The 26117-nt window shown below is 73.1% G+C and carries 26 protein-coding genes; 17 read left to right on the top strand and 9 right to left on the bottom strand.

All coding sequences use genetic code 11. The features are described from left to right. The first annotated feature begins 1 nt into the window (after window position 1). From ABZ721_RS20900 to ABZ721_RS20885, 4 genes are all read left to right on the top strand, one after another. Window positions 2-1114, top strand: coding sequence for a segregation/condensation protein A (locus tag ABZ721_RS20900; RefSeq protein ID WP_358790129.1), 1113 nt, complete (start codon window positions 2-4; stop codon window positions 1112-1114). Then, window positions 1111-1773, top strand: coding sequence for an SMC-Scp complex subunit ScpB (gene scpB, locus ABZ721_RS20895; RefSeq protein WP_358790128.1), 663 nt, complete (start codon window positions 1111-1113; stop codon window positions 1771-1773). The genes ABZ721_RS20900 and scpB overlap by 4 nt, the downstream gene beginning before the upstream one ends. After that, on the top strand, window positions 1773-3023 hold the full coding sequence (locus tag ABZ721_RS20890; RefSeq protein WP_358790127.1) for a pseudouridine synthase: 1251 nt from the start codon (window positions 1773-1775) through the stop codon (window positions 3021-3023). Before scpB ends, ABZ721_RS20890 begins: the two co-directional genes overlap by 1 nt. A 127-nt stretch (window positions 3024-3150) precedes the next feature. Continuing rightward, window positions 3151-3933 (top strand): nucleotidyltransferase domain-containing protein, encoded by a 783-nt coding sequence (locus ABZ721_RS20885; protein ID WP_358790126.1) that lies wholly within the window; start codon window positions 3151-3153, stop codon window positions 3931-3933. A 68-nt stretch (window positions 3934-4001) separates the two neighbouring features. Here ABZ721_RS20885 and ABZ721_RS20880 read toward each other — a convergent pair whose 3' ends face one another. Beyond that, window positions 4002-4751 (bottom strand): nucleotidyltransferase domain-containing protein, encoded by a 750-nt coding sequence (locus ABZ721_RS20880; protein ID WP_358790125.1) that lies wholly within the window; start codon window positions 4749-4751, stop codon window positions 4002-4004. 7 nt (window positions 4752-4758) lie between these two features. Next, entirely contained in the window at window positions 4759-5121 is a 363-nt protein-coding gene (locus ABZ721_RS20875; protein ID WP_358790124.1) for a DUF952 domain-containing protein, read from the bottom strand. Window positions 5122-5262: 141 nt separating this feature from the next. On the opposite strand from ABZ721_RS20875, the gene aroH reads away from it, so the two are divergent. From aroH to der, 5 genes are all read left to right on the top strand, one after another. Beyond that, on the top strand, window positions 5263-5625 hold the full coding sequence (aroH, locus tag ABZ721_RS20870; protein WP_358790123.1) for a chorismate mutase: 363 nt from the start codon (window positions 5263-5265) through the stop codon (window positions 5623-5625). After that, entirely contained in the window at window positions 5622-6707 is a 1086-nt protein-coding gene (locus tag ABZ721_RS20865) for a prephenate dehydrogenase (RefSeq protein ID WP_358790122.1), read from the top strand. The genes aroH and ABZ721_RS20865 overlap by 4 nt, the downstream gene beginning before the upstream one ends. Before the next feature lie 232 nt (window positions 6708-6939). Beyond that, window positions 6940-7617: a (d)CMP kinase gene (gene cmk, locus ABZ721_RS20860; RefSeq protein ID WP_358790121.1), complete on the top strand. Its 678-nt coding sequence runs from the start codon at window positions 6940-6942 to the stop codon at window positions 7615-7617. Window positions 7618-7685: 68 nt separating this feature from the next. Beyond that, window positions 7686-8270 carry a lysophospholipid acyltransferase family protein gene (locus ABZ721_RS20855; RefSeq protein WP_358790150.1) on the top strand — a complete coding sequence of 195 codons (585 nt, stop codon included), beginning with the start codon at window positions 7686-7688 and terminating at the stop codon, window positions 8268-8270. Between the two features lie 48 nt (window positions 8271-8318). Further along, window positions 8319-9776, top strand: coding sequence for a ribosome biogenesis GTPase Der (gene der / locus ABZ721_RS20850; protein WP_358790120.1), 1458 nt, complete (start codon window positions 8319-8321; stop codon window positions 9774-9776). A gap of 46 nt (window positions 9777-9822) precedes the next feature. Here the strand turns inward: der and ABZ721_RS20845 are convergent, their stop codons facing one another. Together ABZ721_RS20845 and ABZ721_RS20840 are read right to left on the bottom strand one after the other, a co-directional pair. Next, the gene (locus tag ABZ721_RS20845) at window positions 9823-10074 is read right to left on the bottom strand and encodes a hypothetical protein (protein ID WP_358790119.1); all 252 of its coding nucleotides are present in this window, start codon (window positions 10072-10074) and stop codon (window positions 9823-9825) included. 277 nt (window positions 10075-10351) lie between these two features. Further along, a complete protein-coding gene (locus ABZ721_RS20840; RefSeq protein WP_358790118.1) occupies window positions 10352-11173 on the bottom strand; it encodes a hypothetical protein in 822 nt (273 codons plus the stop codon). Between the two features lie 468 nt (window positions 11174-11641). Between ABZ721_RS20840 and ABZ721_RS20835 the strand changes: the two genes are divergently transcribed. Both ABZ721_RS20835 and ABZ721_RS20830 read left to right on the top strand, forming a co-directional pair. Beyond that, a complete protein-coding gene (locus ABZ721_RS20835) occupies window positions 11642-12178 on the top strand; it encodes a transglycosylase family protein (protein ID WP_358790117.1) in 537 nt (178 codons plus the stop codon). Window positions 12179-12333: 155 nt separating this feature from the next. Continuing rightward, window positions 12334-12933 (top strand): transglycosylase family protein, encoded by a 600-nt coding sequence (locus ABZ721_RS20830; RefSeq protein ID WP_358790116.1) that lies wholly within the window; start codon window positions 12334-12336, stop codon window positions 12931-12933. Here the strand turns inward: ABZ721_RS20830 and ABZ721_RS20825 are convergent. From ABZ721_RS20825 to ABZ721_RS20815, 3 genes are read right to left on the bottom strand one after another with little or no spacing between them, the layout of a single operon-like run. Further along, complete coding sequence (locus ABZ721_RS20825; RefSeq protein WP_358790115.1) at window positions 12845-13597, bottom strand: ATP-binding cassette domain-containing protein; 753 nt, start codon at window positions 13595-13597, stop codon at window positions 12845-12847. The two genes, ABZ721_RS20830 and ABZ721_RS20825, sit on opposite strands and share 89 nt — an antisense overlap. Next, window positions 13594-16260 (bottom strand): ATP-binding cassette domain-containing protein, encoded by a 2667-nt coding sequence (locus tag ABZ721_RS20820; RefSeq protein WP_358790114.1) that lies wholly within the window; start codon window positions 16258-16260, stop codon window positions 13594-13596. Before ABZ721_RS20820 ends, ABZ721_RS20825 begins: the two co-directional genes overlap by 4 nt. Before the next feature lies 1 nt (window position 16261). After that, window positions 16262-16630, bottom strand: a complete 369-nt coding sequence (locus ABZ721_RS20815) for a hypothetical protein (RefSeq protein WP_358790149.1) — start codon at window positions 16628-16630, stop codon at window positions 16262-16264. A 269-nt stretch (window positions 16631-16899) separates the two neighbouring features. Between ABZ721_RS20815 and ABZ721_RS20810 the strand changes: the two genes are divergently transcribed. The 3 genes from ABZ721_RS20810 to ABZ721_RS20800 all read left to right on the top strand — a co-directional run bounded on the left by ABZ721_RS20810 (window position 16900) and on the right by ABZ721_RS20800 (window position 20263). Next, window positions 16900-17448, top strand: a complete 549-nt coding sequence (locus ABZ721_RS20810; RefSeq protein ID WP_358790113.1) for a hypothetical protein — start codon at window positions 16900-16902, stop codon at window positions 17446-17448. A 58-nt stretch (window positions 17449-17506) separates the two neighbouring features. Continuing rightward, window positions 17507-18799 (top strand): ABC transporter substrate-binding protein, encoded by a 1293-nt coding sequence (locus ABZ721_RS20805; RefSeq protein WP_358790148.1) that lies wholly within the window; start codon window positions 17507-17509, stop codon window positions 18797-18799. 195 nt (window positions 18800-18994) lie between these two features. Next, window positions 18995-20263, top strand: a complete 1269-nt coding sequence (locus ABZ721_RS20800; protein WP_358790112.1) for a glycosyltransferase — start codon at window positions 18995-18997, stop codon at window positions 20261-20263. Between the two features lie 84 nt (window positions 20264-20347). Here the strand turns inward: ABZ721_RS20800 and ctaD are convergent, their stop codons facing one another. After that, the gene (ctaD, locus tag ABZ721_RS20795; RefSeq protein ID WP_358790111.1) at window positions 20348-22000 is read right to left on the bottom strand and encodes a cytochrome c oxidase subunit I; all 1653 of its coding nucleotides are present in this window, start codon (window positions 21998-22000) and stop codon (window positions 20348-20350) included. 262 nt (window positions 22001-22262) lie between these two features. Between ctaD and ABZ721_RS20790 the strand changes: the two genes are divergently transcribed. The 3 genes from ABZ721_RS20790 (at window position 22263) to ABZ721_RS20780 (ending at window position 24658) form a co-directional block, all read left to right on the top strand. Beyond that, window positions 22263-23786: an aldehyde dehydrogenase family protein gene (locus ABZ721_RS20790; protein WP_358790110.1), complete on the top strand. Its 1524-nt coding sequence runs from the start codon at window positions 22263-22265 to the stop codon at window positions 23784-23786. Between the two features lie 105 nt (window positions 23787-23891). After that, the gene (locus ABZ721_RS20785; RefSeq protein WP_358790109.1) at window positions 23892-24269 is read left to right on the top strand and encodes a DUF779 domain-containing protein; all 378 of its coding nucleotides are present in this window, start codon (window positions 23892-23894) and stop codon (window positions 24267-24269) included. A gap of 170 nt (window positions 24270-24439) precedes the next feature. Then, on the top strand, window positions 24440-24658 hold the full coding sequence (locus tag ABZ721_RS20780; protein WP_358790108.1) for a proteinase inhibitor I78: 219 nt from the start codon (window positions 24440-24442) through the stop codon (window positions 24656-24658). Window positions 24659-24778: 120 nt separating this feature from the next. On the opposite strand, the gene ABZ721_RS20775 is transcribed toward ABZ721_RS20780, so the two are convergent. After that, window positions 24779-25726 (bottom strand): phosphatase PAP2 family protein, encoded by a 948-nt coding sequence (locus ABZ721_RS20775; protein ID WP_358790107.1) that lies wholly within the window; start codon window positions 25724-25726, stop codon window positions 24779-24781. Window positions 25727-26117: the final 391 nt, after the last annotated feature.

Genomic DNA, 26117 nt, shown 5'->3' with positions numbered 1-26117 from the left:
GATGCCGATCACCGACGACGACGCCCCCCAGCCGCCCCGCCGAGCCCTCGGCCGGGGGCCGGGCCGCGCGGCCGCGGCACCGGGGCCCGTCGTGGTGCCGGAACCGGACGCGGTGCCGGAGCCGGCCGTCGAGCCGGCGCCGCCGCCCGCCGCGGCGCGAGAACCCGTCGCGCCCGTCGCGGCCGGGGCAGCTGTCGCGCCCGTGGCTCCTGTCACGCCCGCAGAACCGCCGCCGGAGCCCGCTGCCGCTGCCGAAGAGCCGGCAGCCCCCGCAGGGCCCGAGGAGCCGCCGGTCCCCGAGGAGTCCGGGAAATCCCCCGACGGCCGGTTCACCGTCCGCCTGGAGAACTTCGAGGGGCCGTTCGACCTGCTGCTCCAGCTGATCTCGAAGCACCGGATGGACGTGACCGAGGTCGCGCTCTCCACGGTCACCAACGAGTTCATGGCGCACATCCGCGCGATGGGCCCGGACTGGGACCTCGACCAGGCCACCGAGTTCCTCGTCGTCGCGGCGACCCTGCTCGACCTGAAGGCCGCCCGGCTGCTGCCTACCGCCGAGGTCGAGGACGAGGCGGACCTCGCCCTGCTGGAGGCGCGCGACCTGCTCTTCGCGCGGCTGCTGCAGTACCGCGCCTACAAGAGGATCGCGGCGATCTTCGCCGAGCGGCTGGAGGCGGAGGCGCTGCACCACCCCCGCACGGTCGGCCTGGAGCCGCAGCACGCGGACCTGCTGCCGGAGGTCGTCCTCAGCGTCGGCCCCCGGCGGTTCGCGGAGCTGGCCGTCAAGGCGATGCAGCCCAAGCCGGTGCCGCAGATCTACACCGACCACATCCACGCGCCCCTGGTCAGCGTCAGGGAGCAGGGCGAGCTGGTGGTGGCCCGGCTGATCGAGCTGGGGGAGACCAGCTTCGCCGACCTCGCGGCGGACGCCCCCGACACCCTCACCGTCGTCGCGCGCTTCCTGGCCCTCCTGGAGCTGTACCGGGAGAAAGTGGTCGCGCTGGACCAGGAGGAGGCGCTCGGCGCGCTGCTGGTGCGCTGGACGGGCGGCGCCCAGGAGACCGCGCGGCGGCTCGTCACCGATGAATTCGACCCGGAGGGCAGGAAAAAATGACGGAAGACGCGGCGGCGCCCGCCGGACCGCTCTCCGACGAGGTGGCCGCCCTCGACCTCGCGCCCGCGCTGGAGGCCGTGCTGATGGTCGTGGACGAGCCGGCCACCGTGGACCAGCTCGCGGCGGTCCTGCAGCGGCCCAAGCGGGCGGTGGCGGCGGCGCTGCGCGCGCTGGCCGCGGAGTACACGGCCCAGAGCAGGGGTTTCGACCTGCGGCTGGTCGCCGGCGGCTGGCGGTTCTACACCCGGCCGGCCTTCGCGCCGGCCGTCGAGAAGTTCGTTCTGGACGGCCAGCAGGCCCGGCTGACCCAGGCCGCGCTGGAGACGCTGGCGGTCGTCGCGTACCGCCAGCCGGTCAGCCGATCGCGGGTCTCGGCGGTCCGCGGAGTCAACTGCGACGGCGTGATGCGCACCCTCCTGCAGCGTGGTCTGGTGGAGGAGGGTGGGACGGAACCCGAAACAGGTGCGATCCTGTACAGGACGACGAACTACTTTCTGGAGCGGATGGGCCTGCGAGGCCTGGACGAGCTACCCGAGCTCGCCCCCTTCCTGCCGGAGGCGGACGCCGTCGAGGCGGACTCCTTGGAAGGGGTTCCGTCGTTCGACCCGGATGCACCGGACGATGCAGATACGACGACCCACTCGACGACGGAACTTTGATGCGAAGCAGCGACAGGAACAGCGGCGGCAACCGGAACCCGAACCCCCGGGGCGGCAGTCCCCGCGGCGCGGGCGGAGGCACCGGTAGCGGCGGCTCCCGTGGCGGCAGCGGCGCGAGCGGCGGCGGAGCGCGCGGCGGCAGCGGTGGCGGAGCCCGTGGCGGCAGCGGCGCCCCCCGCGGCGGCAGCGGCGCCGGCGGTGCCGGCTCCCGCGGTGGCGGCTACCCCCGTGGCGGCGGCAGCACGCCCCGCACCTCGGGCAGCGGCCAGCAGCGCGACGAGGAGCGCCGCACGCAGAACCCGCGTCCCGAGGAGCGCCGCTACGACGTCGGGAACACCGGCCAGTCCGGTGCGAACCGGCCCGGCGGCGTGCCGCCCGAGAAGCCGCGCTACCGCGCCACCGGCAACCTGGGCCGCAAGCCCATCCCCGCGAAGTCGCGCGAGCTCGAGGCCAAGATCGAGGAGCGCAACCGCTCCCGCTACGAGAACCGCCCGGAGATCAAGACTCCGAAGACCTTCGGCAACGACCAGGAGGGCGAGCGGCTGCAGAAGGTCCTCGCCCGTGCCGGGATGGGCTCGCGCCGTGCGTGCGAGGACCTCATCCACCAGCACCGCGTCGAGGTCAACGGCAAGATCGTCGTCGAGCAGGGCATGCGCGTCGACCCGGAGAAGGACGAGATCAAGGTGGACGGCCTGACGGTCGCCACCCAGTCCTACCTGTTCTTCGCGCTGAACAAGCCGGCCGGCGTCGTCTCCACCATGGAGGACCCCGACGGCCGCCAGTGCCTGGGCGACTACGTCACCAACCGGGAGACCCGGCTCTTCCACGTCGGCCGGCTGGACACCGAGACGGAGGGCCTGATCCTCCTGACCAACCACGGGGAGCTGGCGCACCGCCTCACCCACCCGCGGTACGGCGTCAAGAAGACCTACCTGGCCGCCATCCAGGGACCGCTGCCGCGTGACCTCGGCAAGCAGCTCAAGGACGGCATCGAGCTGGAGGACGGTCTGGCCCGCGCCGACCACTTCCGCGTCGTGGAGAACCTCGGCAAGAACTACCTGGTCGAGGTGACCCTGCACGAGGGCCGCAAGCACATCGTGCGCCGCATGCTCTCCGAGGCCGGCTTCCCGGTCGACCGCCTGGTGCGGACCCACTTCGGTCCGATCCCGCTCGGCGACCAGAAGTCCGGCTGGCTGCGCCGCCTCACCAACACCGAGGTCGGCATGCTGATGGGCGAGGTCGACCTCTAGAGGGTCGTCGCGACGGCGTTCCGGCCGGTCGGAGCGGTCCCTCGGACCGTTGCGGCCGGCCGTCGCCGTACGGGCCGACCGTGAAAACACTGGCCCGGCGGCCCGCGGTACGGCGAGGATGGTCGGCATGACCATCCACGCCGACCCCCTCCACGCCGCGGGAGTGCCCGATCTCAGCCCGGTCCGTCCCGAGCTGGCCACCCCGGGACAGCCGCTGCTCTTCGCCACCGTCTCCGGCGCGCACCTGTACGGATTCCCGTCCCGCGACTCGGACGTCGACCTGCGCGGAGTCCACCTCCTGCCGCTGGCCGACCTCATCGGGCTGCGCGAGGGCGAGGAGACCAGGACCCGGATGTGGAACCGGGAGGGCCTGGAGCTGGACCTGGTCACGCACGACCTGCTGAAGTTCTGCCGGCTGATGCTGCGCCGCAACGGCTACGTGCTGGAGCAGCTGCTCTCCCCGCTGGTCGTGCACACCAGCGAGGTGCACCGCGAGCTCGCCGCCCTGGCACCCGCCGCGGTCACCCGCCAGCACGGCCACCACTACCGCGGCTTCGCGGCGACGCAGTGGCGGCTGTACGAGCGGAACGGCGAGCTGAAGCCGCTGCTCTACACCTTCCGCGCGCTGCTGACCGGCATCCAGCTGATGCGCGGCGGCGGTGTCGAGGCGCACCTGCCGACGCTGCTCGACCGGATCACCGCCCCCGCCTACCTCCCCGAGCTCATCGAGGCCAAGGCCCTGGCCGAGCACGGCCCGGCGACCGGCATGGGCATCGCCCACGTCGCCCGCGACGTCGAGACGCTGCACGCCGCCCTGGACGAGGCCCAGGCCGCCTCCCGCCTCCCGGAGGAGAGCACCGCCCACGACGCCCTCCACGACCTCGCCGTCCGCACCCGGACAGCGGCATGACGCCCGCCCATCTCGGGGCGGCGGCGTGGCCCGCCGCGTGGGCCGGGCGGATCGAGTACCGGGAGGAGCTAGTCGCGTTCGGCGCGCTGTGGGACGGGGGCTGAGGCGGCGGAGGCGCGGCGGACGCGGATGAGGAAGTCCTCGACGCGGGCCCGGTCGGGCTCCGCGGGGAGCGGGGAGTGGCGGGCCGCCGCGTCCGATGCCTCGTGCAGCCGCGTCATCCAGGCGGTCACCTCGTCCCAGGGCACCTCGCCGCGCCTGACCGACAGCAGCCGCTCCCGGTGCTCGCCGACGTCGATCCGCAGTTCGCCGCTGCGCAGCACGTCACGGCAGCTGATCAGCAGCCGCAGCAGGTGCATGGCGTGCTTCCAGCGCGGCGCCCCGTGGTTGCGGATGTCGCCCTCCAGCTTCTGCAGCTGCTGGGCCGCGTAGCCGCGGAAGGTGGCGTCGACGTGCCGTGACAGGAAGGCGCCGCGCAGGGCGAGCAGCTCGCGGCCGGTGTCGTCCAGGTGCTCCACCAGGGGTGAGTGCAGGCATTCGAGGAGGTTGGGGTTGGCGCGCAGCGCCAGTTCGCAGAAGCGCTCCAGCTCCCACGAGAACTGCTCCTCCGCCGGGCCGTCCACGTGGGTCGGGGGCTTGGTGAAGCCCCAGAAGAGCGCGGTGGGCGCCACGTACACGCCCCGGCGGTCGGTGTCGCTGCCCTCGGTGGCGAGGCCGAAGGCGCGCGAGCCCATGACGCAGGAGTAGACGGTGTGGCGGCGTACGAGGTCGTGACCGGTGTCGGTGCCGGTGTCGGGACCGTGGTCGGGTCCGGGCATGGGGCGGCTACGACCAGGGGGTGAGCCGCAGCGGGCGGCCCTGCGGGTCCCGCTCGACCTCCAGCATCCCGGTCACCGCCGCCCGGTTGATCCGCCCGTAGACGTGCGGGAAGAGGGTGTCCGCGGCGACGCCCGGCGGCGGCGCCGGGTCCGCGGCCTCCCAGCGCACCGGGTGGTCCAGCTCCTCCTCGTCGATGAGCAGCACCATCAGCGGCCCCGCCGTGTCCCGGTAGAAGGCCTCGGCGACGGCCAGGGTCACCGGCTCGTCCGGGGAGCAGTGCACGAAGCCGTCCTCGGCGAGGGAGTCGGGCGCGTACGGGCGGTCGGGCTCGCGGAGCCAGGCGTCCAGCGGTACGAGATGAAGGATCATGTGAAGTGTTCTACCGGAAGCCGGCGACCTCCAAGTGCCGGATGCCCCCGCCCGTCTCGCAGGGCGGTCGCGGTGACCGTCCCGCTGATCACGTGGTTACGCTGGGTGGGTTCGGATGTGCGGGTACGAGGGAGCAGTGACGTGGCGGTACGAGCGGTCCGCGGAGCCGTCCAGCTGGAGCGGGACGAGGCGGAGCACATGCACGGCCAGGTGTCCGAGCTGCTCACCGCCCTGCTGGAGCGCAACAGCCTCGCGGTGGACGACCTGATCAGCGTGATCTTCACCGCCACCCCCGATCTGCACAGCGACTTCCCGGCGGTGGCGGCGCGCAAGCTCGGCATCGTCGACGTGCCGCTGGTCTGCGCCCAGGAACTGGACGTCGAGGGCGCCATGCCGCGCGTGGTGCGCATCCTCGCGCACGTCGAGAGCGACCTGCCGAAGAGCGAGATCGGACATGTCTACCTCGGCGCCGCGGCCGCGCTCCGCAAGGACATCGCGCAGTGAGGACCGCCCTGGTCATCGGCACCGGCCTGATGGGCACCTCCGCCGCGCTCGCCCTGGTCTCGCGCGGCGTCGAGGTGTACCTGGAGGACCACGACCCGTCCGTCGCGCGCACCGCCGCGGCCCTGGGGGCGGGCAGCGCGCTGCCCCCCGAGGGCCGGGTCGACCTCGCCGTCGTCGCCGTGCCCCCGGCGCACGTGGCGGCCACCCTCGCCGACGCGCAGCGCCGCGGCCTGGCGCGCGGCTACCTCGACGTGGCCAGCGTGAAGGCCGGTCCGCGCCGCGACCTGGAGGCGCTGGGCTGCGACCTGTCCCGCTACATCGGCACGCACCCGATGGCGGGCCGCGAGATCTCCGGACCGCTGGCCGGCACCGCCGACCTCTTCGAGGGCCGGCCGTGGGTGCTGACCCCGACCCGGGAGACCGACACCGAGGTGCTCAACCTCGCGCTGGAACTGGTCGCCCTGTGCCGCGCCGTCCCGGTGGTGATGGACGCCGACGAGCACGACCGGGCCGTCGCCCTCGTCTCGCACACCCCGCAGCTGGTCTCCAGCATGGTCGCGGCCCGGCTGGAGCACGCCGCGGACACCGCCGTGCGGCTGTGCGGGCAGGGCATCCGCGACGTCACCCGGATCGCCGGTTCCGAACCGGGCATGTGGATGGACATCCTGGCCGCCAACCCGGGCCCGGTCGCCGACGTGCTCGCCGAGGTCGCCACCGACCTGACCGGCGCCGTCGAGGCGCTGCGCGAGCTGCAGTCCGCCGACGAGGCGAAGCGCCGCACCGGCGCCGCCGGGATCCAGGACATCCTGCTGCGCGGCAACGCGGGGCGGGACCGGGTCCCCGGCAAGCACGGGACGGCCCCCAAGGCCTACGAGGTGGTCGCGGTGCTCATCGGCGACCAGCCGGGCGAGCTGGCCCGGATCTTCGCCGACGCGGGCGCGGCCGGCGTGAACATCGAGGACGTGCGGATCGAGCACTCGACGGGGCAGCAGGCCGGCCGGGTGCAGCTCATGGTCGAGCCGGCGGCGGCACCGGGCCTGACGGCCGCGCTGCGGGAGCGGGGCTGGTCCATCCGGTCATGAGGCGGACCATCCGGTCCTGAGGTGCACCAGCCGGTCCTGAGGCGGATCCGGTCCTGAGGCGGCCGGGAAGCCGCCCGCAGCCCCTCGGCGGCACCGGGGGCGGCTTCCGGTGGCCGGGGAGCACGGCTGTGGTACGGGCGCTGGTGCCCTGACGGTAACCTTGGGGGATGGCCTCCGGCGACAGCCGGGCCGTCCTCACCCCGTAACCGTGCCCAAGGAAGGCCCTCGCGCTGTGGAATCTCCGGTGATCGTCGCCATCGACGGCCCCTCGGGCACGGGCAAGTCCAGCACGTCCAAGGCCGTCGCGGCCAAGCTCGGCCTCAGCTACCTCGACACCGGTGCCCAGTACCGGGCGATCACCTGGTGGATGCTGAGCAACGGCGTGGACGTGAGCGACACGGACGCCGTGGCCAACGCCTCCGCCAAGCCCGTCATCGTCTCCGGCACCGAGCCCGCGGGCCCGACCATCACCGTGGACGGCGAGGACGCCTCCGGGCCGATCCGCACCCAGGAGGTCACCGCCGCGGTCAGCGCCGTCAGCGCGGTGCCCGAGGTGCGCTCCCGGCTGGTCGGGCTGCAGCGCGCCGCCGCCTCCTCCGCGCCGCAGGGCATCGTCGTCGAGGGCCGGGACATCGGCACGACGGTGCTGCCCGACGCCACCCTCAAGATCTTCCTGACCGCCTCCGCCGAGGCCCGCGCGTTCCGGCGCAGCGGTGAGCTCAAGGGCGCGCAGAGCGTGCAGGCCACCCAGGACGCCCTGGTCAAGCGGGACGCGGCCGACTCCGGCCGCAAGACCTCGCCGCTGGCCAAGGCGGACGACGCCATAGAGGTCGACACCACCGACCTCACCCTCGACCAGGTCATCGAGTGCATCGTCACCCTGATCGAGGAGAAGCGAGCGGCTCGGTGACGTCCCAGCACCTGACGGCGCCCGGCCCGCGCGGAGCGGCGGTCGGCCGCCGCATCGGCATTGGCCTGATGAACGGCCTGTGGCGGCCCCGCGTCCTCGGCGCCTGGCGGGTGCCGGCCCACGGGCCGGTCATCCTGGCGGGCAACCACTCGCACAACGTGGACGGGCCGATGATCATCGGCACCTCCCCGCGGCCGGTGCACTTCCTGGTCAAGAAGGAAGCGTTCATCGGCCCGCTGGACCCGTTCCTGCGCGGGATCGGCCAGCTCGCCGTCGACCGGCACAGCGCCGACCGCACCGCCATCACGGCCGCGCTCGGCGTGCTGGAGCGCGGCGGGGTGCTGGGGATCTTCCCCGAGGGCACCCGGGGCGTCGGCGACTTCGCGGAGCTGCGCTCCGGCCTCGCGTACTTCGCGGTGCGCTCCGGCGCGCCCGTGGTCCCCGTCGCCGTCCTGGGCAGCGCCCGCCAGGGCCGGGTGATAGCCGGACTGCCGCCGCTGCGCAGCCGGATCGACATCGTCTTCGGCGACCCGTTCGCGGCGGGCGACGGCAGCGGACGGCGGACCCGTACCGCGATGGACGCCGCCACCTCGCGCATCCAGGAGCGGCTCACCGCGCACCTGGCCCACGCCAAGCAAACCACCGGCCGCTGACCGCACCAGGTTCCGCAGCCACCACTGTTGATCGACGGAGAAGCTCTCATGGACAACCAGAACGAACACGGCGACGTCGGCGCGCTCGGCGACGCCGAGTACGCGGAGTTCATGGAACTCGCTGCCGAGGAAGGCTTCGACCTCGACGAGGTCGCGGGCGACCTGGCGGCGGCGGGCCACGGCCCGCTCCCCGTCCTCGCCGTCGTCGGCCGCCCGAACGTCGGCAAGTCGACACTGGTCAACCGCATCATCGGCCGCCGCGAGGCGGTCGTGGAGGACCGGCCGGGCGTCACCCGCGACCGCGTCAACTACGAGGCGAACTGGAACGGCCGCCGTTTCCGGCTCGTCGACACCGGCGGCTGGGAGCAGGACGTCCTCGGCATCGACGCCTCCGTCGCCGCCCAGGCCGAGTTCGCCATCCAGGCGTCCGACGCGGTCGTCTTCGTCGTGGACTCCACGGTCGGCGCGACCGACACCGACGAGGCCGTCGTCCGGCTGCTGCGCAAGTCCGGCAAGCCCGTCGTGCTGGCCGCCAACAAGGTCGACGGCCAGTCCGGCGAGGCGGACGCCGCCGCGCTGTGGAACCTGGGCCTGGGCGAGCCGCACGCCGTCTCGTCGCTGCACGGCCGCGGCATCGGCGACCTGCTCGACGCGATCATGGCGGTGCTGCCCGACGCGCCCGCGATGACCTTCGGCGAGGGCATCGGCGGCCCGCGCCGCATCGCGCTGATCGGCCGTCCGAACGTCGGCAAGTCGAGCCTGCTCAACCGGGTCGCCGGCGAGAACCGCGTCGTCGTCGACAAGGTCGCCGGCACCACCCGCGACCCGGTCGACGAGCTGATCGAGCTCGGCGGCATCACCTGGAAGTTCATCGACACCGCCGGCATCCGCCGCCGCGTGCACCTGCAGGAGGGCGCGGACTACTACGCGTCGCTGCGCACCGCCGCCGCGCTGACCAAGGCCGAGGTCGCGGTCGTCCTGATCGACACGACCGAGTCGATCAGCGTCCAGGACACCCGCATCATCACCATGGCCGTCGAGGCCGGGCGCGCCGTCGTCATCGCCTACAACAAGTGGGACCAGATCGACGAGGAGCGCCGCTATTACCTGGAGCGCGAGATCGAGCAGGACCTCGTGCAGGTGCAGTGGGCGCCGCGGGTGAACGTCTCGGCGCTCACCGGCCGCCACATGGAGAAGCTGGTCCCGGCGATCGAGGCCGCCATCGCGGGCTGGGAGACGCGCGTCCCGACCGGCCGCCTCAACGCCTTCCTCGGCGAGCTGGTCGCCGGACACCCGCACCCGATCCGCGGCGGCAAGCAGCCCCGCATCCTGTTCGGGACGCAGGCCGGCACCCGCCCGCCGCGCTTCGTGCTCTTCGCCTCGGGCTTCCTGGAGGCGGGCTACCGGCGCTTCGTCGAGCGCCGGCTGCGCGAGGAGTTCGGCTTCGTCGGCACCCCGATCCAGGTCTCGGTGCGGGTCCGCGAGAAGCGCGGCCGCAACAAGTAGTCACGACCCGGGGAGCGGGCCCTCGCGGCCCGCTCCCCGCGGACTGTCAGAGCCCGTACATCCGGTTGTCGGTGCGGCCCGGCGGCAGCGCCGCGGGAGCCGGACGGTTGCCGCGGTGCCGGCCGGGCGCGGCGTCGTAGGGCTGCTCGTGCCAGGCCGAGAACGCGTTGAACTGCATCGCCTCCTCGCCGGAGCGGTCGCCCGGCAGGGCGCGGAAGAGCCGGCGGTACTCCGAGTAGAGCGCGTCGTAGATCGGCGTCCCCGAGCCGACCCCGGTGGAATCCTGCGCGCTGCGCATCGCCGGAATCTGGCTCTGATAGGGGACTCGGGAGAAGGCGTCAAAGGTGTGCACGCATGTGCCAACGACTGTTGGGCGTCCAAGATGCGGGCAGGGCGGGCCAAATACGGATCTTTGGCGCACGGGAAGGGGCGCGTACGGCTTTCCGTACGCGCCCCTTCGTCACTCCCGCCGCAGGCCCGCCCCAGGCTGCCCGGGGCTGCCCGAGGCCCGCTTCAGGCCCGCCTCGGTCCGGCCTCGGTCCCGCCGCGGGCCCGCTTCAGGCCGAACGGGCCGCTCAGGTGCCCGACAGCGGCATCGTCGCGCCGACCAGCAGACCGCGGCCGGCCGCGCGCTCCAGCGCGTCCCGCATGAGGTCCTCGCGCGGCTGGCGGCCGATCGAGTCGGCCGGGGCGGCGTAGACGTACACCTCGTTGGTGCGGCTCACCGCGCTGCGCCAGCCGTCGCTGACCTGCAGCGGCTGGTGCGCCTGCCACCACGAGACGGCCGGGCCGCCGGTGGCGCTCGGCTGCAGGACGGCGTGCAGCTGGCCCATGGCCAGCAGGACCGACCAGCCGGCCAGGGCCGGCGGCGGCACGGCCACGTCGAGCTGGGGCATGAAGCCCTGCTCGATCATCAGGGGCAGGAAGTCGTCCCCGTCGCCGTCCGACCCCGGGCGGCTGATGGCGCCGGTCGGCTCGACCACCAGGGCCGGGCGCAGCGTGCCCTCGACCAGGACGAGCCCGCAGGTGATGCCCAGCACCGCCTGGCGCGGGGTGGTGCCCGCGGTACCGGTCTCGCGCGCGCCGTCCACCAGGACGGACGCCGTCCCGCCGGCCGGGTCCTCGGCGGTGATGCTGCGCACCGCGCCCTGGAGCTGCTCCTCCGAGACCGGCACCACCTGGGAGGGGATGCAGGTCGCGTGGGCGAAGGCGAGCACCGCGGTCTCGTCGCTGACGAAGAGCACGGTGCTGGTGCGCTCGTGACCGGTGTCGCCGGGGGTGCGGCAGGAGGTGCAGTCGTACGTTCCGGGGGCGTTGTCCCCGGCGAGCAGGCGCGTGGCCTCCTCCTCACCGATCTCGGCGCGTACTTCGGCGCTGACGTCGAGCATGGGCGGCACGGAGGCCACCTCCTTGACTGTGCGGCTGAGGGTTGCTGCGCAGAGCGTTCCCCCGCGCACAGTGACAACGGAAGACCTGTGGTGAGGGTCACGCTTTGCGGCACATCCGTTCCCGTCGACCGGTGCGCTGGGTGACGGATGACCCGGAGGGGATCACTCATTGTCGAACTTCTGTGCCATTGGCACTTGTCGCACCGGTGAGGTGAGTCACAGTGGGCGCCGCCCCAATACCGCTTTAGCATGACAAGTACGTGTCAATCGCCGGGAAAAAATGGGCCGTTACTTCGGGTAACCGCCAAGTGGCCTGCAACGAACCGGTTTTGGTTGATTCGGCGCACCAGGCTGTCTAGGTTCTCGGCTCGTGTGCAACGAGCACCGCCCGGGTTCGGACGGGCACCGGCGTTCGACGCGCCGGTGGACGTTCTTGAGGCACGACGGGGAACCCCGGGTCCGTGGAGAGGGAAATCCATGGTCTTGGCCAAGTACCGAGCAATCGCCGTGTTCACCGGCATGGCGGCGCTGAGCCCGCTGGCCGTCCTGGCCGCCGGCGGACAGGCCGCCGCGGCCGACAGCGGTGTGTGGGACCGCATCGCCAAGTGCGAGAGCGGCGGCAACTGGCACATCAACACCGGCAACGGCTACTACGGCGGACTGCAGTTCGCCGCCGGCACCTGGCGGTCCTACGGCGGCACGCAGTACGCCGCGACCGCCGACAAGGCCTCCCGCGAGCAGCAGATAGCCATCGCGACCAAGGTGCAGCGGGCCAGCGGCTGGGGGGCGTGGCCGGTCTGCTCCCGGCGCGCGGGTGCGTACGGCGGCGCGCCGTCAGCGGGCACCCCCAAGGCGTCACCCCCGAAGGCGAAGACGGTCCGGCCGAAGGCGCAGCCGCAACGCGCCGCCGAGCGCCCGGCCCGCAGCCAGGAGCGCGCCGTCGTGGCGGTCACGGCCAAGGGCGCGGGAGCCCCGCTGGCGATCCGCCCGCCCGCCTGGTGGCCCGCCTGGTGATGCTCCCTCAGGGAGCGGCGCCGGGAACGGCGTCGGTCCGGGGCGGCTGCTCCGACCGGGTGGGGCGTGCGGCGCGCCGCGGGCGCCGGACGGCGGGGGCGGACAGGACGTGCCTAGCGTGACCCGCTATGAACGACCTGTCCTCATCTCATCGCATGAACGTACTTGCCGGATGCCGGGTCATGGTTCTCGCGGCCACCGCCGCCACCGTCCTGGCAGCCCTGCTCTCGGCCGCGCCCGCCCGCGCCGACGCCCCACCCGTGCAGGACGGCGGCCCGGCCGTCCGGGCCGCCTCCCACGCCGGCACCCCGGTGGACACCCCAGCGGTGCGCCCGTCGGTGTGGGAGCGCCTCGCGATGTGCGAGAGCAGCGGCGACTGGCACATCAACACCGGCAACGGCTTCTACGGCGGTCTGCAGTTCTGGCAGCCGACGTGGGAGGAGTTCGGCGGCCTGCAGTACGCGCGGCGGGCCGACCTGGCCACCCCGGCGCAGCAGATCGCCGTCGCGCAGAAGGTGCAGCGCGCCCAGGGCTGGGGTGCCTGGCCGGTCTGCTCGAAGCAGGTGAACCTCAGCGGCCGCGAGCACGTCGTCGTCGCGGGCGACACCCTCGGGGCGCTCGCCGTGAAGTACGCGGTGAGCGGCGGCTGGCAGGAGCTGTACCGGGTCAACCGGCAGGCCGTGGGCCCCAACCCGGACCAGCTCGAGGTCGGTACGACGCTGGTCGTTCCGGACGCTCGGCGGGCTCGCCTGTGAACACCACCTCGCCGCGCCGCAGTTCGTGCAGCACGGTGGTCGCCGGCCGCAGCGCGGCGGGCAGCCGCTGCTCCGCCACCACCACCGTGCGCCCGCCGTCCGCCGCGAGCCGCGCCAGCGCCCCGTAGGCGTGCTCCGCCACCCGGGGCGACAGTCCCAGACCCGGCTCGTCCAGCAGGACGAGCCGGGCCCCGGTCAGCAGCGCCCGTGACACCGCCAGCATCCGCTGCTCGCCGCCGGAGAGCGTCCCGGCCCGGCGGCCGAGCAGCGGGCGCAGCGCGGGGAACACCTCCAGGGCCGCGTCCACGTCCCTGCCGTCCCGTTCCGCGCCCGGCGTCCGGGAGTCACCGTCCGCGAACAGCGCCAGGTTCTCGGCCACGGTGAGCGAGCCGAACACCGGCCGCCGGTCCGGGACGAACGCCAGCCCGAGCCGGGCCCGCCGGTGGGCGGGCAGCCGCGTCACGTCCTCGCCCCGCCACACCACCCGGCCCGCGCTCAGCGGCACCGAACCGGCCAGGGCGCGCAGCGCGGTCGTGCGGCCCGCGCCGTTGCGGCCGAGCAGCACGGTGACGGAGCCGCGCGGCACCACCAGGTCGACGCCGTGCAGCGCCTCCAGCGGCCCGTACCGCACCCGCGCGCGCCGCAGCGCGATCTCGACGCTCACGGGGCGCCCCACGCGGTCTGCGGCGCCGCCGGGGCGGCCGGCGCGGCGGCGGGCGGACCCGCCGCGGTGATCCGGCCGTCGGTCATCACGTGGACGACGTCGGCGAGGGCGCCGACGAGTTCGAGGTCGTGCTCCACGAGCAGCAGCGCCATGCCGTCGGCCGCCAGCGCCCGCAGCACGTGGCGCAGCGCTTCGATCTCGGCGCTGTCGAGCCCGGCGGCGGGCTCGTCGAGCAGCAGCACCCGGGGCGCGCCCGCCAGCGCCCGCCCCAGCTCCACCCGGCGCAGCGTGCCGGTCGGCAGGTCGGCGGCCGGGGCGTCGCGGACCGGGCCCAGCGCGAGCAGCCGCAGGATCCGCTCGACGGCCTCCGGGTCGCGCACCGCGCCCTGCTCCGCGCCGACCGCGATGTTCTCGGCGACGCTCAGCCCCGGGAAGACCGCCAGCTGCTGGAAGGTGCGGGCCAGGCCGAGCCGGGCCCGGCGGTACGGCGGCAGCCGGGTGATGTCCCGGCCGTCCAGCAGCACCCGGCCGCGCCGCGGCCGGGCCGTGCCGCACAGACAGTCGAACAGGGTGCTCTTGCCCGCCCCGTTCGGCCCGGTCAGCGCCGTCACCCGGCCGGGCGGCACCGCCAGGTCCACCCCGTCGACGGCCGTGATGCCGTCGTAGCTGAGGGAGATCCGCCGGGCGGTCAGCCGCACCCCGCCGGCCGCCGTGCCGCGCGCCGTCCTGTCGCGGGCCTTCGTACGGCGGGGTTTGGTACGGCGGACTTTCGTGTGGCGGACTGTCGTACGGCGGCGTTTCGCCCGGCGGACTTTCGTGCGGCGGCCCCGGACCGGCCGTGTCCGGCGCGCCGCGGGCGCGCGCAGCCGCAGCAGGGCGGGCAGACCGCCCGGGGCGCGGCCGAGCAGCACGGCGAGGACCCCGACGACCGCCGCGGCCACGCCCTCCTTCGTTCCGGCGTCCAGGCCCACGAGGAGGGCCGCCGCGGCCAGCGCGCCCAGCGGGCTGTCCACGCCCAGGACGAGCACGGCGGCGAACCACAGCAGCCCGCGCAGGGGGTCGAAGGCCGCCACGTCGAAGCTCCGCACGCCCATCCCGAGCAGCCCGCCGCCCAGCGCCGCCAGCCCCGCGCCCGCCACGAACGTGCAGAGCTTGAGCAAGGGCACCGGCACCCCCGCCGCCGCGGCGCCCGCCTCGTGGTCGCGGACCGCCGCCAGGGCACGTCCCGTCCTGCCCCTTCGCAGCAGGTGCACGGCGGCCAGCGCGGCCGCCAGCAGCACGAGTTCCAGGACGTAGTAGGCGCGGTCGGCGGTGAACCCGGCCGGGCGGCGCAGGTCGAGCCCCGAGACGGCGTACGGCTGCGCGAAGACGAAGCGGCTCACCGCGACCCCCACCGCGAACGTCGCCAGCGCGAGCGCCAGGCCGCGCCGCCGCACGGCCGGCGCACCCGCCAGCAGCCCGAGGGGGGCGACGAGGAGCACCGCGAGGGCCAGCGCGGGCAGTTCGGGGAGCGCGGGCACCAGGGGGAAGCGGCCGGCCGCGAGCAGCGCGGTGAACAGGGCCCCGAGCCCGGCGTAGGCGGCCTGGCCGAGGGAGATCTGGCCGCCGAGCCCGGTGACGACGACCAGCGAGAGCAGGACCAGCCCCAGGGCGGGCACCTGCACGGAGGTGGTCAGGTCGGTGCCCGCCAGGCCGAGCGGCAGCAGGAAGAGGACACCGCAGACCGCCCACGCCCACGGCGGCGTCCGCAGGCCCGCGGTGACCGCGGGTGCGGCGACCGGGCGCGCGGCGGCGGCGCCCGGCGACGGGTCGCCGATCGCGGGCATCAGCAGCGCCGCCATGAGCAGGGCGACGACGAACAGGTTGGCGCCCACCGCCTGCAGCAGCGGCTCCTGCCAACTGCCTCTCGGGTGCAGCCGGGTGAGCTGGCTCTGCCCGACGCCCACCACCAGCGCCACCCCGACCGCCACCGGCAGGCTGCGCATCCCGGCGGCGACCGCGACCGCCATCGTCTCCATGACCAGCAGGGACAGCCCGTACGGATCCAGCCGCAGGTACGGCGCGAGCAGCACCCCGCCCAGGCCCGCGGTGAAGGCGCCGAACGCCCAGCCGGCCGCCGCGACCCGGTCCGCGTCGATGCCGCCCAGCACCGCGAGCCGCCGGTCGTCGACGACCGCCCGCAGCCGGGTGCCGAACCGCGTCCAGCGGGTGACGGCGCCGACCGCGGCGGCCAGCGCGACGACGGCGGCGAGCTGCGCCCAGGGGTCGTCCGGCACGATGACGGGCGCGTCGCCGCGCGCGTCCCCGCCCCACGCCAGGTAGGCGGCGCCGACCAGCAGGACGAACACCCCCAGCGTGGCGACGAGGGTCTCGGCCGGGCCCGCCTCGCGGGCCGCCAGCGGCCGGAAGACCAGGCGGTCCAGCGCGAGTCCGATGCCCGGCGCGACCACCAGCAGGCTCAGGGCGGCGGCGGGCGCCGGCGGCCAGCCGTGGACCACCACCAGCTCCCGCAGGACGTACGCCGTCACCATCGCGATCGCGCCGTGCGCGAGGTTGAACACCCCCGTCGCCCGGTAGGTGACCACCAGCCCGATCCCGGTGAGCGCGGCGGCGCTGCCCACCGAGAGACCGGCCAGGGTCAGGTCGTACGTCAGCGACGCCACGTCAGCGGCCCGGCTCGCAGACCGGGCACGGCGTCAGGGCGCGCGAGCGGATCTCGCCGGCCCCGGCGGGCACCGCCTCCGGCTTGCCCTGCACCAGCGGGCAGTCGGGACGGTGCAGCAGCGTGCCGCCGGGGACCGCGACGGGCGGGCCGGCGGAGACGGCGACGGGACCGGTCCCCGCGCCGTCGTCCGTCTCCCGCGGGGCGGGCGCGGGCGCGGCCACGACCGGCGTGCCGGGCGGCCGGGAGAGCAGGACGGCTCCCGCCACGATGAGGGCGGCGCCGGGGATCGAGGAGGAGGCGAGATACGGGATCTGACGTTCCGCGTAGCGCTCGCCCGAGACCCCGTACCAGCCGAGCGCGCACAGCACGGCGCCCGCCGTGAGGAGGAGCCAGCCGGCCCGGTGGACGTACCCGCCCCACGGGACGACCGCGGGAGCGGCGCCGTCCCGGGGCGCGGTCCCGGCCCCGGGTGCGGTGGCTCCTCCGGGGGTGGCGTCGTCCCCGGGTGCGGCGTCGTCCCGGGGTGTGGCGCGATCTCGCTTCACACGGCGTCTGGGCATGTTCACCGATTAGCGCCAATATGCCGGTGGGGGCAATACCCCGAACCGCACGGTCCGAGCCGGGGATGGTGGAGCACATGGTCCGTTCCGCACGCGCGACACTGGTCGCGGTGGCCTTGACCACGGCGATGCTTGTCGCGCTGACCGGTTGCGGGGACGACGGCGGTGGCAAGGACACGCCGTCGAAGTCACCGAGCACCACCTCCGATCCCTACAGCAGCACCCCGGCCGCCACCACCCCGCCCGCCACCACCACGCCGCCCGCGGGGGAGAACGGCCCGGCCGAGCAGCAGGTCCGGCAGAACTGGGAGAAGTTCTTCGCCCCCGGCACGCCCAGCGCCGAGAAGGCGAAGCTGCTGGAGAACGGCGACCGGCTCGGGCCGCTGCTCGCCGCGTTCTCCGGCGACCCCCGGGTCGGCCAGGTCCAGGCGAAGGTCACCCGGGTCCATCTCACGTCGCCCACGGCCGCCGAGGTGACGTACACGCTCTCCCTCCAGGGCACCGACGTGCTGCCGAACACGATGGGCACGGCCGTGCTGCAGAACCAGGTGTGGAAGGTGTCCGTCAAGAGCCTGTGCGCCCTGATCGCCCTGGACTCCGGTGGCACAGCGGTACCGGGCTGCTGACCGGCCGGCGAGGTTCCCGTCGCGAACCGCCGCGGCGGCGCTCACCCTTGCCGCCGCCCTGGTCGCCGGCCCTGTCACGGCGGGGTGCGGCACCCGACTGCCGGAGCGCGACTTCGCCGACCCGCCCTCCGCGACGACGTCCGCCGCCGCCCCGGTCCGCGTCGGGATCGTCACCAGCGCCACGAGCCCGGTCGGCGGCGGGGCGTTCAGCGGGCCGCGGGACGGCGCGCTCGCGTACCTCGACGCGCTCAACGCGGCGGGCGGCGTCAACGGGCACCGGGTGGAGGCGGTCACCTGCGACGACGGCGGCAGCGGGGTGGGCGACAACGAGTGCGTGCGCCGACTCGTCGACCAGGACAGGGTGTTCGCCCTGGTGGCGACGAGCGCCCTGGACTACGCCGGCGCCCCGTACGTCAGCGGCAAGGGCGTCCCCGACATCGGCGGCATCCCCATCGGCACGGCGTACGACACCTACCCGCACCTGTACGGGATCTACGGCAGCGACGCCCCCCGCCAGGGCACGCCCGGCTGGGGCGGCACGCTGTACGCGGGCACCGAGGTCTACCGGTGGTTCAAGGAGCGGCAGCAGGCCAGGACGGCCGCGGTCGTCTACTACAACCAGTCCGCCTCCGCGCGCTACGCCCAGCAGATCCTGCAGGGGCTGCGGGCCGAGGGGTACCGGACCATCAGCGAGCAGGTCGACTTCGCGCTGCCCAACTTCCGTGCCGTCGCCGCCGACCTGCGGGCCCGCGGCGTCGACATCCTCTTCGACGCCATGGACACGCACGGCAACGGCCAGCTCTGCCGGGCGATGCAGGCGGCCGGCGTCACGGTCACGGCCAAGGTCACCAACGTCCAGAACTGGGCGTCGACCGTGCCCGCCGACTACCAGGGCGCGGCCGGCTGCCGGAACGCGCTGTGGGCGACCTCGGGCAGCCGCAACCACGACGAGACCGGGCACCCCGCCGTCGCCGCCTTCCGCGACGGCATGGCCGCCTGGCAGCGCGCGCACGGCAAGGAGGCCGGGCAGTTCTCCCAGTGGCAGCTGGAGGGCTGGGCGGCCGCGATGTGGCTCGCCGACGCCCTCACCGGCTGCACCGCCGGCGGGGCGGCCCCCGACCGCGGCTGCGTCGAGCGGTTCGTGGGGCGCGCGCACCCCTACGACGCCCGGGGACTGCTGGTGCCGGTGACCTTCACCGCGCTGCCGGACCCGCCCGCCACCCGCCGCACCTGCCTGTCCGTCGCCCGCTGGTCGGACGCGGCCCAGGGCGGGCGCGGCGGCTGGGTCACCCAGGGCGGCGACCCGGCGGCCGACTGCCTCACCGTGCCGCAGGTGCCCTACCGGCCGTAGCGGGGCCCCGGTGGGCGGGTGCGGCGTTCCGGGGTGCGGGTGCTGTGCCCTGAGGTGCGGGTGCGGCGTTCCGGGGTGCGGGTGCGCGACAGCAGGTCCCCGTGGGATACGACCAGATCTTGCTATCGTCCGTCTGTCGTCCATGAACGGCGACGGGCGGGGGAACCGCCGGGCAACGGGGAGACACACGAACGCATGCGCATCTCATTCCTGATCCACAACGCGTACGGAATCGGCGGCACCATCCGGACGACGTGCAACCTCGCCGGCCAACTGGCCGAGCGGCACGATGTGGAGATCGTCTCCGTCTTCCGGCACCTGGACCGGCCGCAGTTCCCCTACGACCCCCGCGTCCGGCTGCGGCACCTGGTCGACCTGCGCAAGGACAGCCAGGACTCCGACCTCGACGACCCGCGGCGCGCCACCCCCGCCACGGTCTTCCCGTCGTCCGACCGCCGCCACGACCACTACAGCGCCCTCACCGACGAGCGCATCGCCCGGCACCTGGCACAGCTCGACGCGGACGTCGTCGTCGGCACCCGCCCCGGGCTCAACGTGCACATCGCGCGGCAGGCTCCGCGCACCATGGTGCGCGTCGCCCAGGAGCACCTGACCCTCGACACCCACTCCACCAAGCTCGTCCTGCTGCTGCGCCGGCTCTACCCGCGGCTCGACGCGGTGGTCACCACCACCGCGGCCGACGCCGCCGCCTACCGCCGCCGCATCCCGGGCGTCCGGGTCGCCCCGGTGCCCAACAGCGTTCCCGCGACCGGCACCGACCCCTCGCCGTGCACGGAGCCGGTGGTCGTCGCCGCCGGCCGGCTCGCGCCCGCGAAGTGCTACGACGACCTGATCCGCGCCTTCGCCAAGGTTGCGGCGGAGCGGCCGGACTGGACCCTGCGGCTGTTCGGCGCCGGCGCCGAACGGCAGAAGCTGGCCGACCTCGTCGCCGAGCTCCACGCGCAGGACGCCGTCCATCTGATGGGCCCCGTCTCGCCGCTGGAGCCGGAGCTGGCGAAGGCGTCCATCCTGGCCGTCTCGTCCAGCATGGAGTCGTTCGGCATGACGATCGTCGAGGGCATGCGCGCCGGCCTGCCCGTCGTCAGCACCGACTGCCCGCTGGGCCCGCGGGAGATCATCTCCGACGGTGTGGACGGCCTGCTGGTGCCGCCGCGCGACCCCGACGCGATGGCCGCCGCGCTGCTGCGGCTGATCAACGACGACGAGCTGCGCGCCGCGATGGGCCGCGCGGCCTCGGCCAAGGCCGAGAGCTACGACCCGGACCGGATCGCCCGGCTGCACGAGACGCTCTTCCAGCGGCTGCTGGACGAGCGGGCCCGGCCCGGCGGCCGCGGGCGCGCCGCCGTGCTGTCGGCCGGCGGACAGCTGCTGGGCACCGCGTACACGCTGGGCGACGTGGCGCTGGCGGCGGGGCGCAAAGCGCGGCGGACGCTGCGGAAGTGACGGGCGCGGGTCGGTGACGGCCGCGTGTCGGTGAGGGGCGCTGATCAGTGGCGACTGTGAGTCAGTGACCGTCGCGCGGGCGGGTCACAGCTCCTCGCGCGCCGCCACCTCCGGGTGGTGCAGGTCGAAGGCGGGGGACTCGGAGCGGATCTTCGGCAGCGTCACGAAGTTGTGGCGCGGCGGCGGGCAGGAGGTCGCCCACTCCAGGGACCGGCCGAAGCCCCACGGATCGTCGACGTCGACCCTGACGCCGTACCTGGCCGTCTTCCAGACGTTGTAGACGAACGGCAGCGTCGACATGCCCAGCAGGAACGCGCCGATCGTCGAGATCGTGTTGAGCGTGGTGAATCCGTCCGCCGCCAGGTAGTCGGCGTACCGGCGCGGCATTCCCTCGACGCCCAGCCAGTGCTGCACCAGGAACGTCGTGTGGAATCCGAAGAACAGCGTCCAGAAATGGATCTTTCCCAGCCGTTCGTCGAGCATCTTCCCGGTGAATTTCGGCCACCAGAAGTAGAACCCGGCGAACATCGCGAAGACCACGGTCCCGAAGACGACGTAGTGGAAGTGCGCCACGACGAAGTACGAGTCGCTGACGTGGAAGTCCATCGGCGGCGAGGCGAGAATGACTCCGGTCAGACCGCCGAACAGGAAGCTGACCAGAAAGCCGACCGACCACAGCATCGGCGTCTCGAAACTCAGCGACCCGTGCCACATCGTGCCGATCCAGTTGAAGAACTTCACCCCGGTCGGCACCGCGATGAGGAACGACATGAACGAGAAGAACGGCAGCAGCACGGCGCCGGTCACGAACATGTGGTGCGCCCACACGACGACCGACAGCCCCGTGATCGCCATCGTCGCGCCGATCAGGGCGGTATAGCCGAAGATCGGTTTCCGGGAGAAGACCGGAATGATCTCGGAGATGATGCCGAAGAACGGCAGCGCGATGATGTACACCTCGGGATGGCCGAAGAACCAGAACAGGTGCTGCCACAGCAGCGCCCCGCCGTTCGCCGGATCGAAGACCACCGAGCCGAACCGCCGGTCCGCCTCCAGCACCAGCAGCGCCGCCGCCAGCACGGGGAAGGCGATGAGCACCAGGATCGACGTGAACAGCACGTTCCAGGTGAAGACCGGCATCCGGAACATCGTCATGCCCGGCGCGCGCATCCCGATGATCGTGGTCAGGAAGTTCACCGCGCCCAGGATCGTGCCGAAACCGGCGAGCGCCAGCCCCATGATCCACATGTCGGCGCCGATGCCGGGGGAGCGCGTCATGCTGTTCAGCGGCGCGTACGCGAACCAGCCGAAACTCGCGGGGCCGCCGGGGACCACCAGGCTGCCCAGCACGATCAGGCCGCCGAACAGAAACAGCCAGTAGGAGAACATGTTCAGCCGGGGAAAGGCGACGTCCGGCGAGCCGATCTGCAGCGGCATGATCTCGTTGGCGAATCCCGCGAAGGTCGGGGTGGCGAAGAGCAGCAGCATGATCGTGCCGTGCATCGTGAACGTCTGGTTGAACTCCTCGTTCGTGATCAATTGCATTCCGGGCCGGGCGAGTTCCGCGCGCATCAGCAGCGCCATCAGCCCCGCAGCCAGGAAGAATCCGAACGACGTGATCAGATAGAGATGGCCGATCTTCTTGTGATCGGTCGTGGTGAGCCAATCCACCACCAACCGCCCCGGCTGCCGTTCCCGCACCGGTTCCGGTGCCGCCTCCTTCGCCGGTGCCGCCATGGAGCGCTCCCTTTCCCTCGGACACCTGTGAGCCATCCGGGACAGGAGCCCATCATGCGCGTCCCTATGACCAACACGCGAGAGTGCGGAGGCGATCTGGCCGACTCGGTCCCGCCGCAGTAGCGTGCGCGGCATCGGTTTCCCGGGCGATCCTCCGCAATCCCCCCGCGGCCCGCACGGCTCGGCTATCACGGCACAGCGCGACCACCACGGCACCGCTACTCACGGCATCCGCTCGCGGCTTCACCGAAGGAGCAGGCTCATGACGGTCTATCAGCCCCCTGGAAACTCCGGCAGCCCCGCCTCCTTCCCCTCCCGTTACGAGAACTGGATCGGCGGCGAATGGACCGCCCCGGTCGCGGGGGGCTACTTCGAGAACCCCACGCCGGTCACCGGCCGGCTCTTCGTCGACATCGCCCGTTCCACCGCCGCCGACGTGGAACTCGCCCTGGACGCGGCCCACTCGGCGGCCCCCGCGTGGGGGCGGACCGCCCCGGCCGAGCGGGCGGCCGTCCTGAACCGGGTCGCCGACCGGATGGAGCAGCACCTGACCGAACTGGCCATCGCGGAGGTCTGGGACAACGGCAAGCCGGTCCGCGAGGCGCTGGCCGCCGACCTGCCGCTGGCCATCGACCACCTGCGGTACTTCGCGGGGGTGCTGCGGGCCCAGGAGGGGACGATCTCGCAGCTGGACGAGGACACCGTCGCCTACCACTTCCAGGAGCCGCTGGGGGTCGTCGCGCAGATCATCCCGTGGAACTTCCCGATCCTGATGGCCGTCTGGAAGCTCGCCCCGGCGCTGGCGGCCGGCAACTGCGTGGTCCTCAAGCCGGCCGAGCAGACCCCGGCCTCGATCATGTACCTGATGGATCTGATCCAGGACCTGATCCCGCCGGGCGTCGTCAACGTCGTCAACGGCTTCGGCACCGAGGCCGGCAAGCCGCTCGCCTCCAGCCCCCGCATCGCGAAGGTCGCCTTCACCGGCGAGACCACCACCGGCCGGCTGATCATGCAGTACGCGAGCCAGAACATCATCCCGGTCACGCTGGAGCTCGGCGGCAAGAGCCCGAACATCTTCTTCGCCGACGTCGCGGCGGCTCCCGACGAGTTCTACGACAAGGCCCTCGAGGGCTTCACGATGTTCGCCCTCAACCAGGGCGAGGTCTGCACCTGCCCGTCCCGCGCCCTCATCCAGGCGCCGATCTACGACACCTTCCTCGGCGACGCCCTGGAGCGCACCCGCTCCATCCAGCAGGGCAACCCCCTGGACACCGGCACGATGATCGGCGCCCAGGCCAGCAACGACCAGCTGGAGAAGATCCTCTCCTACATCGACATCGGCACCGCCGAGGGCGCCAAACTCCTCATCGGCGGCGAGCGCCTGGACCTCGGTGGCGACCTCTCCGGCGGCTACTACGTGGCCCCGACCATCTTCGAGGGCGACAACAGCATGCGGATCTTCCAGGAGGAGATCTTCGGCCCCGTCGTCTCGGTGACCCGCTTCGACGAGCTCGACGACGCCGTCTCCCTCGCCAACGACTCCCTCTACGGCCTCGGCGCCGGCGTCTGGACCCGCGACATGAACACCGCGTTCCGCGCCGGCCGCGCCATCCAGGCCGGCCGCGTCTGGACCAACTGCTACCACGCCTACCCGGCCCACGCGGCCTTCGGCGGCTACAAGAACTCCGGCATAGGCCGCGAGAACCACAAGCAAATGCTCGACCACTACCAGCAGACCAAGAACCTCCTGGTCAGCTACAGCCCGAACGCCCAGGGCTTCTTCTAGAGGGTTCCGGGTCCCCGGGTCGCAGGGGTGCGGCCCGGGAACCCGGGTTCCGGTTCGGGGGAGTGCGCGGGGTGGTGGTCGGGGAGGAGACAGGGGTGGTGGGGCATGGATGTGAGTAATCGGGTCGGGGTGACCGGGGCGGCGGCGGAGTTGTTGCGGCGGCTGGCCGACGAGCACGGTCCGCTGATGTTCCACCAGTCCGGCGGGTGCTGCGACGGCAGCTCGCCCATGTGCTATCCGGCGGGCGAGTTCCTGACCGGGGACTCGGACGTGCACCTCGGGGACCTGGACGTCGCGGGCATGGAGCCGGTGCCGGTGTGGATGGCCCGGGACCAGTTCGCGTACTGGAGCCATACGCATCTGACGATTGACGTGGTGCCCGGGCGGGGGAGCGGGTTTTCTCTGGAGGCGCCGACGGGAAATCGCTTCCTTATACGCTCCCGACTCCTGACGGACGAGGAGTTGGAGGCATTGCGGACATGATGTGCGCGATCCATGCGCATGTTGTGTCGGAGGCGAATTAACCGGTTTCCGAACATTTCCGCGAGAGATCAAACGCGTCAGCGGATTCTGTGACAGAAGCGTGACGATCTACGGTGAGTGCTGTCCGTTCGCGCCTTCCCCGATGTGCGTCCCGTGCTTACGGTGGGGGTATGGCACCGATACCGACACCTGGATCCCGGCCGCCCGACGACCCCGGCGAGGCCTACGTGGGACTGCCCCCGGAGGAGGCCGAGCAGCGCGCCAGAGAGCGTGGCTGGACCACGGTCCGCTCCCTTCCGGAGGGGGCGATCATCACCATGGAGTACGTGGAGGGGCGGCTGAACTTCAGCGTCGCGGACGGCAGGGTGACGCGCAGCTGGCAGGGCTGAAACCCGCCCCGAAACCCGCCCCCGGGCCGGGCCCGACGGGGAAACGGCCGAAAAACGACGGGAGGCCTTGCGGACCGGTGGAACGGTCCGCAAGGCCTCCTCGGCGTTGTCGGGGCGGCGTCAGCTGCCCGCGGCGCCGCGTCCGCGCGCCTGCTGGTGGGCGAGCGGGAGGGGCCGCAGGGGGCGTTCGACGGGCGGCCGGCGGCTGCCGGTCGGGGTGACCGGGGTGCGCTCGTGGCGGGTGGCCGGGGGCCGTCCCGGGGCGTGCGGGGTGACGGCCGGGTGGGTGCCCGCGGTCGCGCCGACGGGCTCCAGGGCGGGCGGGGAGCCCGCCTTGGAGGTGCGCTGGGTCACCAGTCCCGGACGCTGTCCGAGCGCCCTGGCCGGTACGGGGACGAGGTCCGAACCGCTCCTGAGCCGGTTCCAGGCGGCCACCAGGAACTCCTCGGCCCACGCCATCGCGGGCTCGAACCAGGGCAGGGCGAGCAGCACCAGCAGGCCGGCGGCCCAGCCGAGCAGGACGTCGCTCACCCAGTGGGTGCCGAGGTAGATGGTCGTCATGCCGACCCCGAGGGCCAGCAGTGCGGCGATGACCGAGGCCCACCGGCGCACCCGCGGGGTGGTCGCCAGATATGCCAGAACGCCCCAGGTCACGACCGCGTTGGCGGTGTGTCCCGAGGGAAATATATCGCCGCCGGCGAAGAGCTCCGGCGATCCCACGGAGGTGGCGTAGTGCGGGCCGAGCCGGCCCAGCCCGTACTTCACGGCGCCGACGGTGATGTTCAGCAGCAGCAGGGAGGCGCCGAGGGCCAGCATCGGGTGCAGGCTGCGCTGCCGCCAGGCACGCCAGCCCAGCCAGGCCGCGACCATCACCGCGGTCGGACCGCGCTGCCCCAGGACCACGAAGTAGTCCAGGGCCGCGTGGATCTGGGGCCACTGCTTGTAGGGGCGCCAGAGCATCACCTGCCAGTCCAGCGTCACGAGCTTGGAGGAGGTGAGGACGCCCACGACGATGGCCACGTAGACCGCAAGCGTCGAGCCGAACAGCCAGAGGCGTGTTCGGCTCATACGCGGTAGGTCGCGTGTCGGGTACTCCGCCGGTCGGTGGAGCTTCTCATCGGTTCGCACTGAATCGACGTTACAGCGTGTGACAGCGGAGACCGGCCGAACGTGCTGCTTTGTAATGACGATGTGATGTGGAGTGCGTCTCATCCGTTCCATTGACCACTCACAGAATCGAGGAAAATTCGCTAACCCTGGATTTTATGTTCGGGTGTCGATACTCACATCACAACCGCCTTTTTATCGGCTATTACCCTCGGCGATGCGCGCTGTTTCCCGTCCGAATGGCGGGACACCGCGCCGATCATGGAGCGCGGGACGTGCGATAGCGTTTGGGGCCGTCCCGGCGGCACGCACGTGACCTGGGCGTTCGGCCCGGCGACCCCGGAACGTCCGA

The sequence above is a fragment of the Streptomyces sp. NPDC006733 genome (genome assembly GCF_040636125.1).
Taxonomy (GTDB): Bacteria; Actinomycetota; Actinomycetes; order Streptomycetales; family Streptomycetaceae; genus Actinacidiphila.
This window is presented reverse-complemented; position numbering and strand designations above follow the sequence as displayed.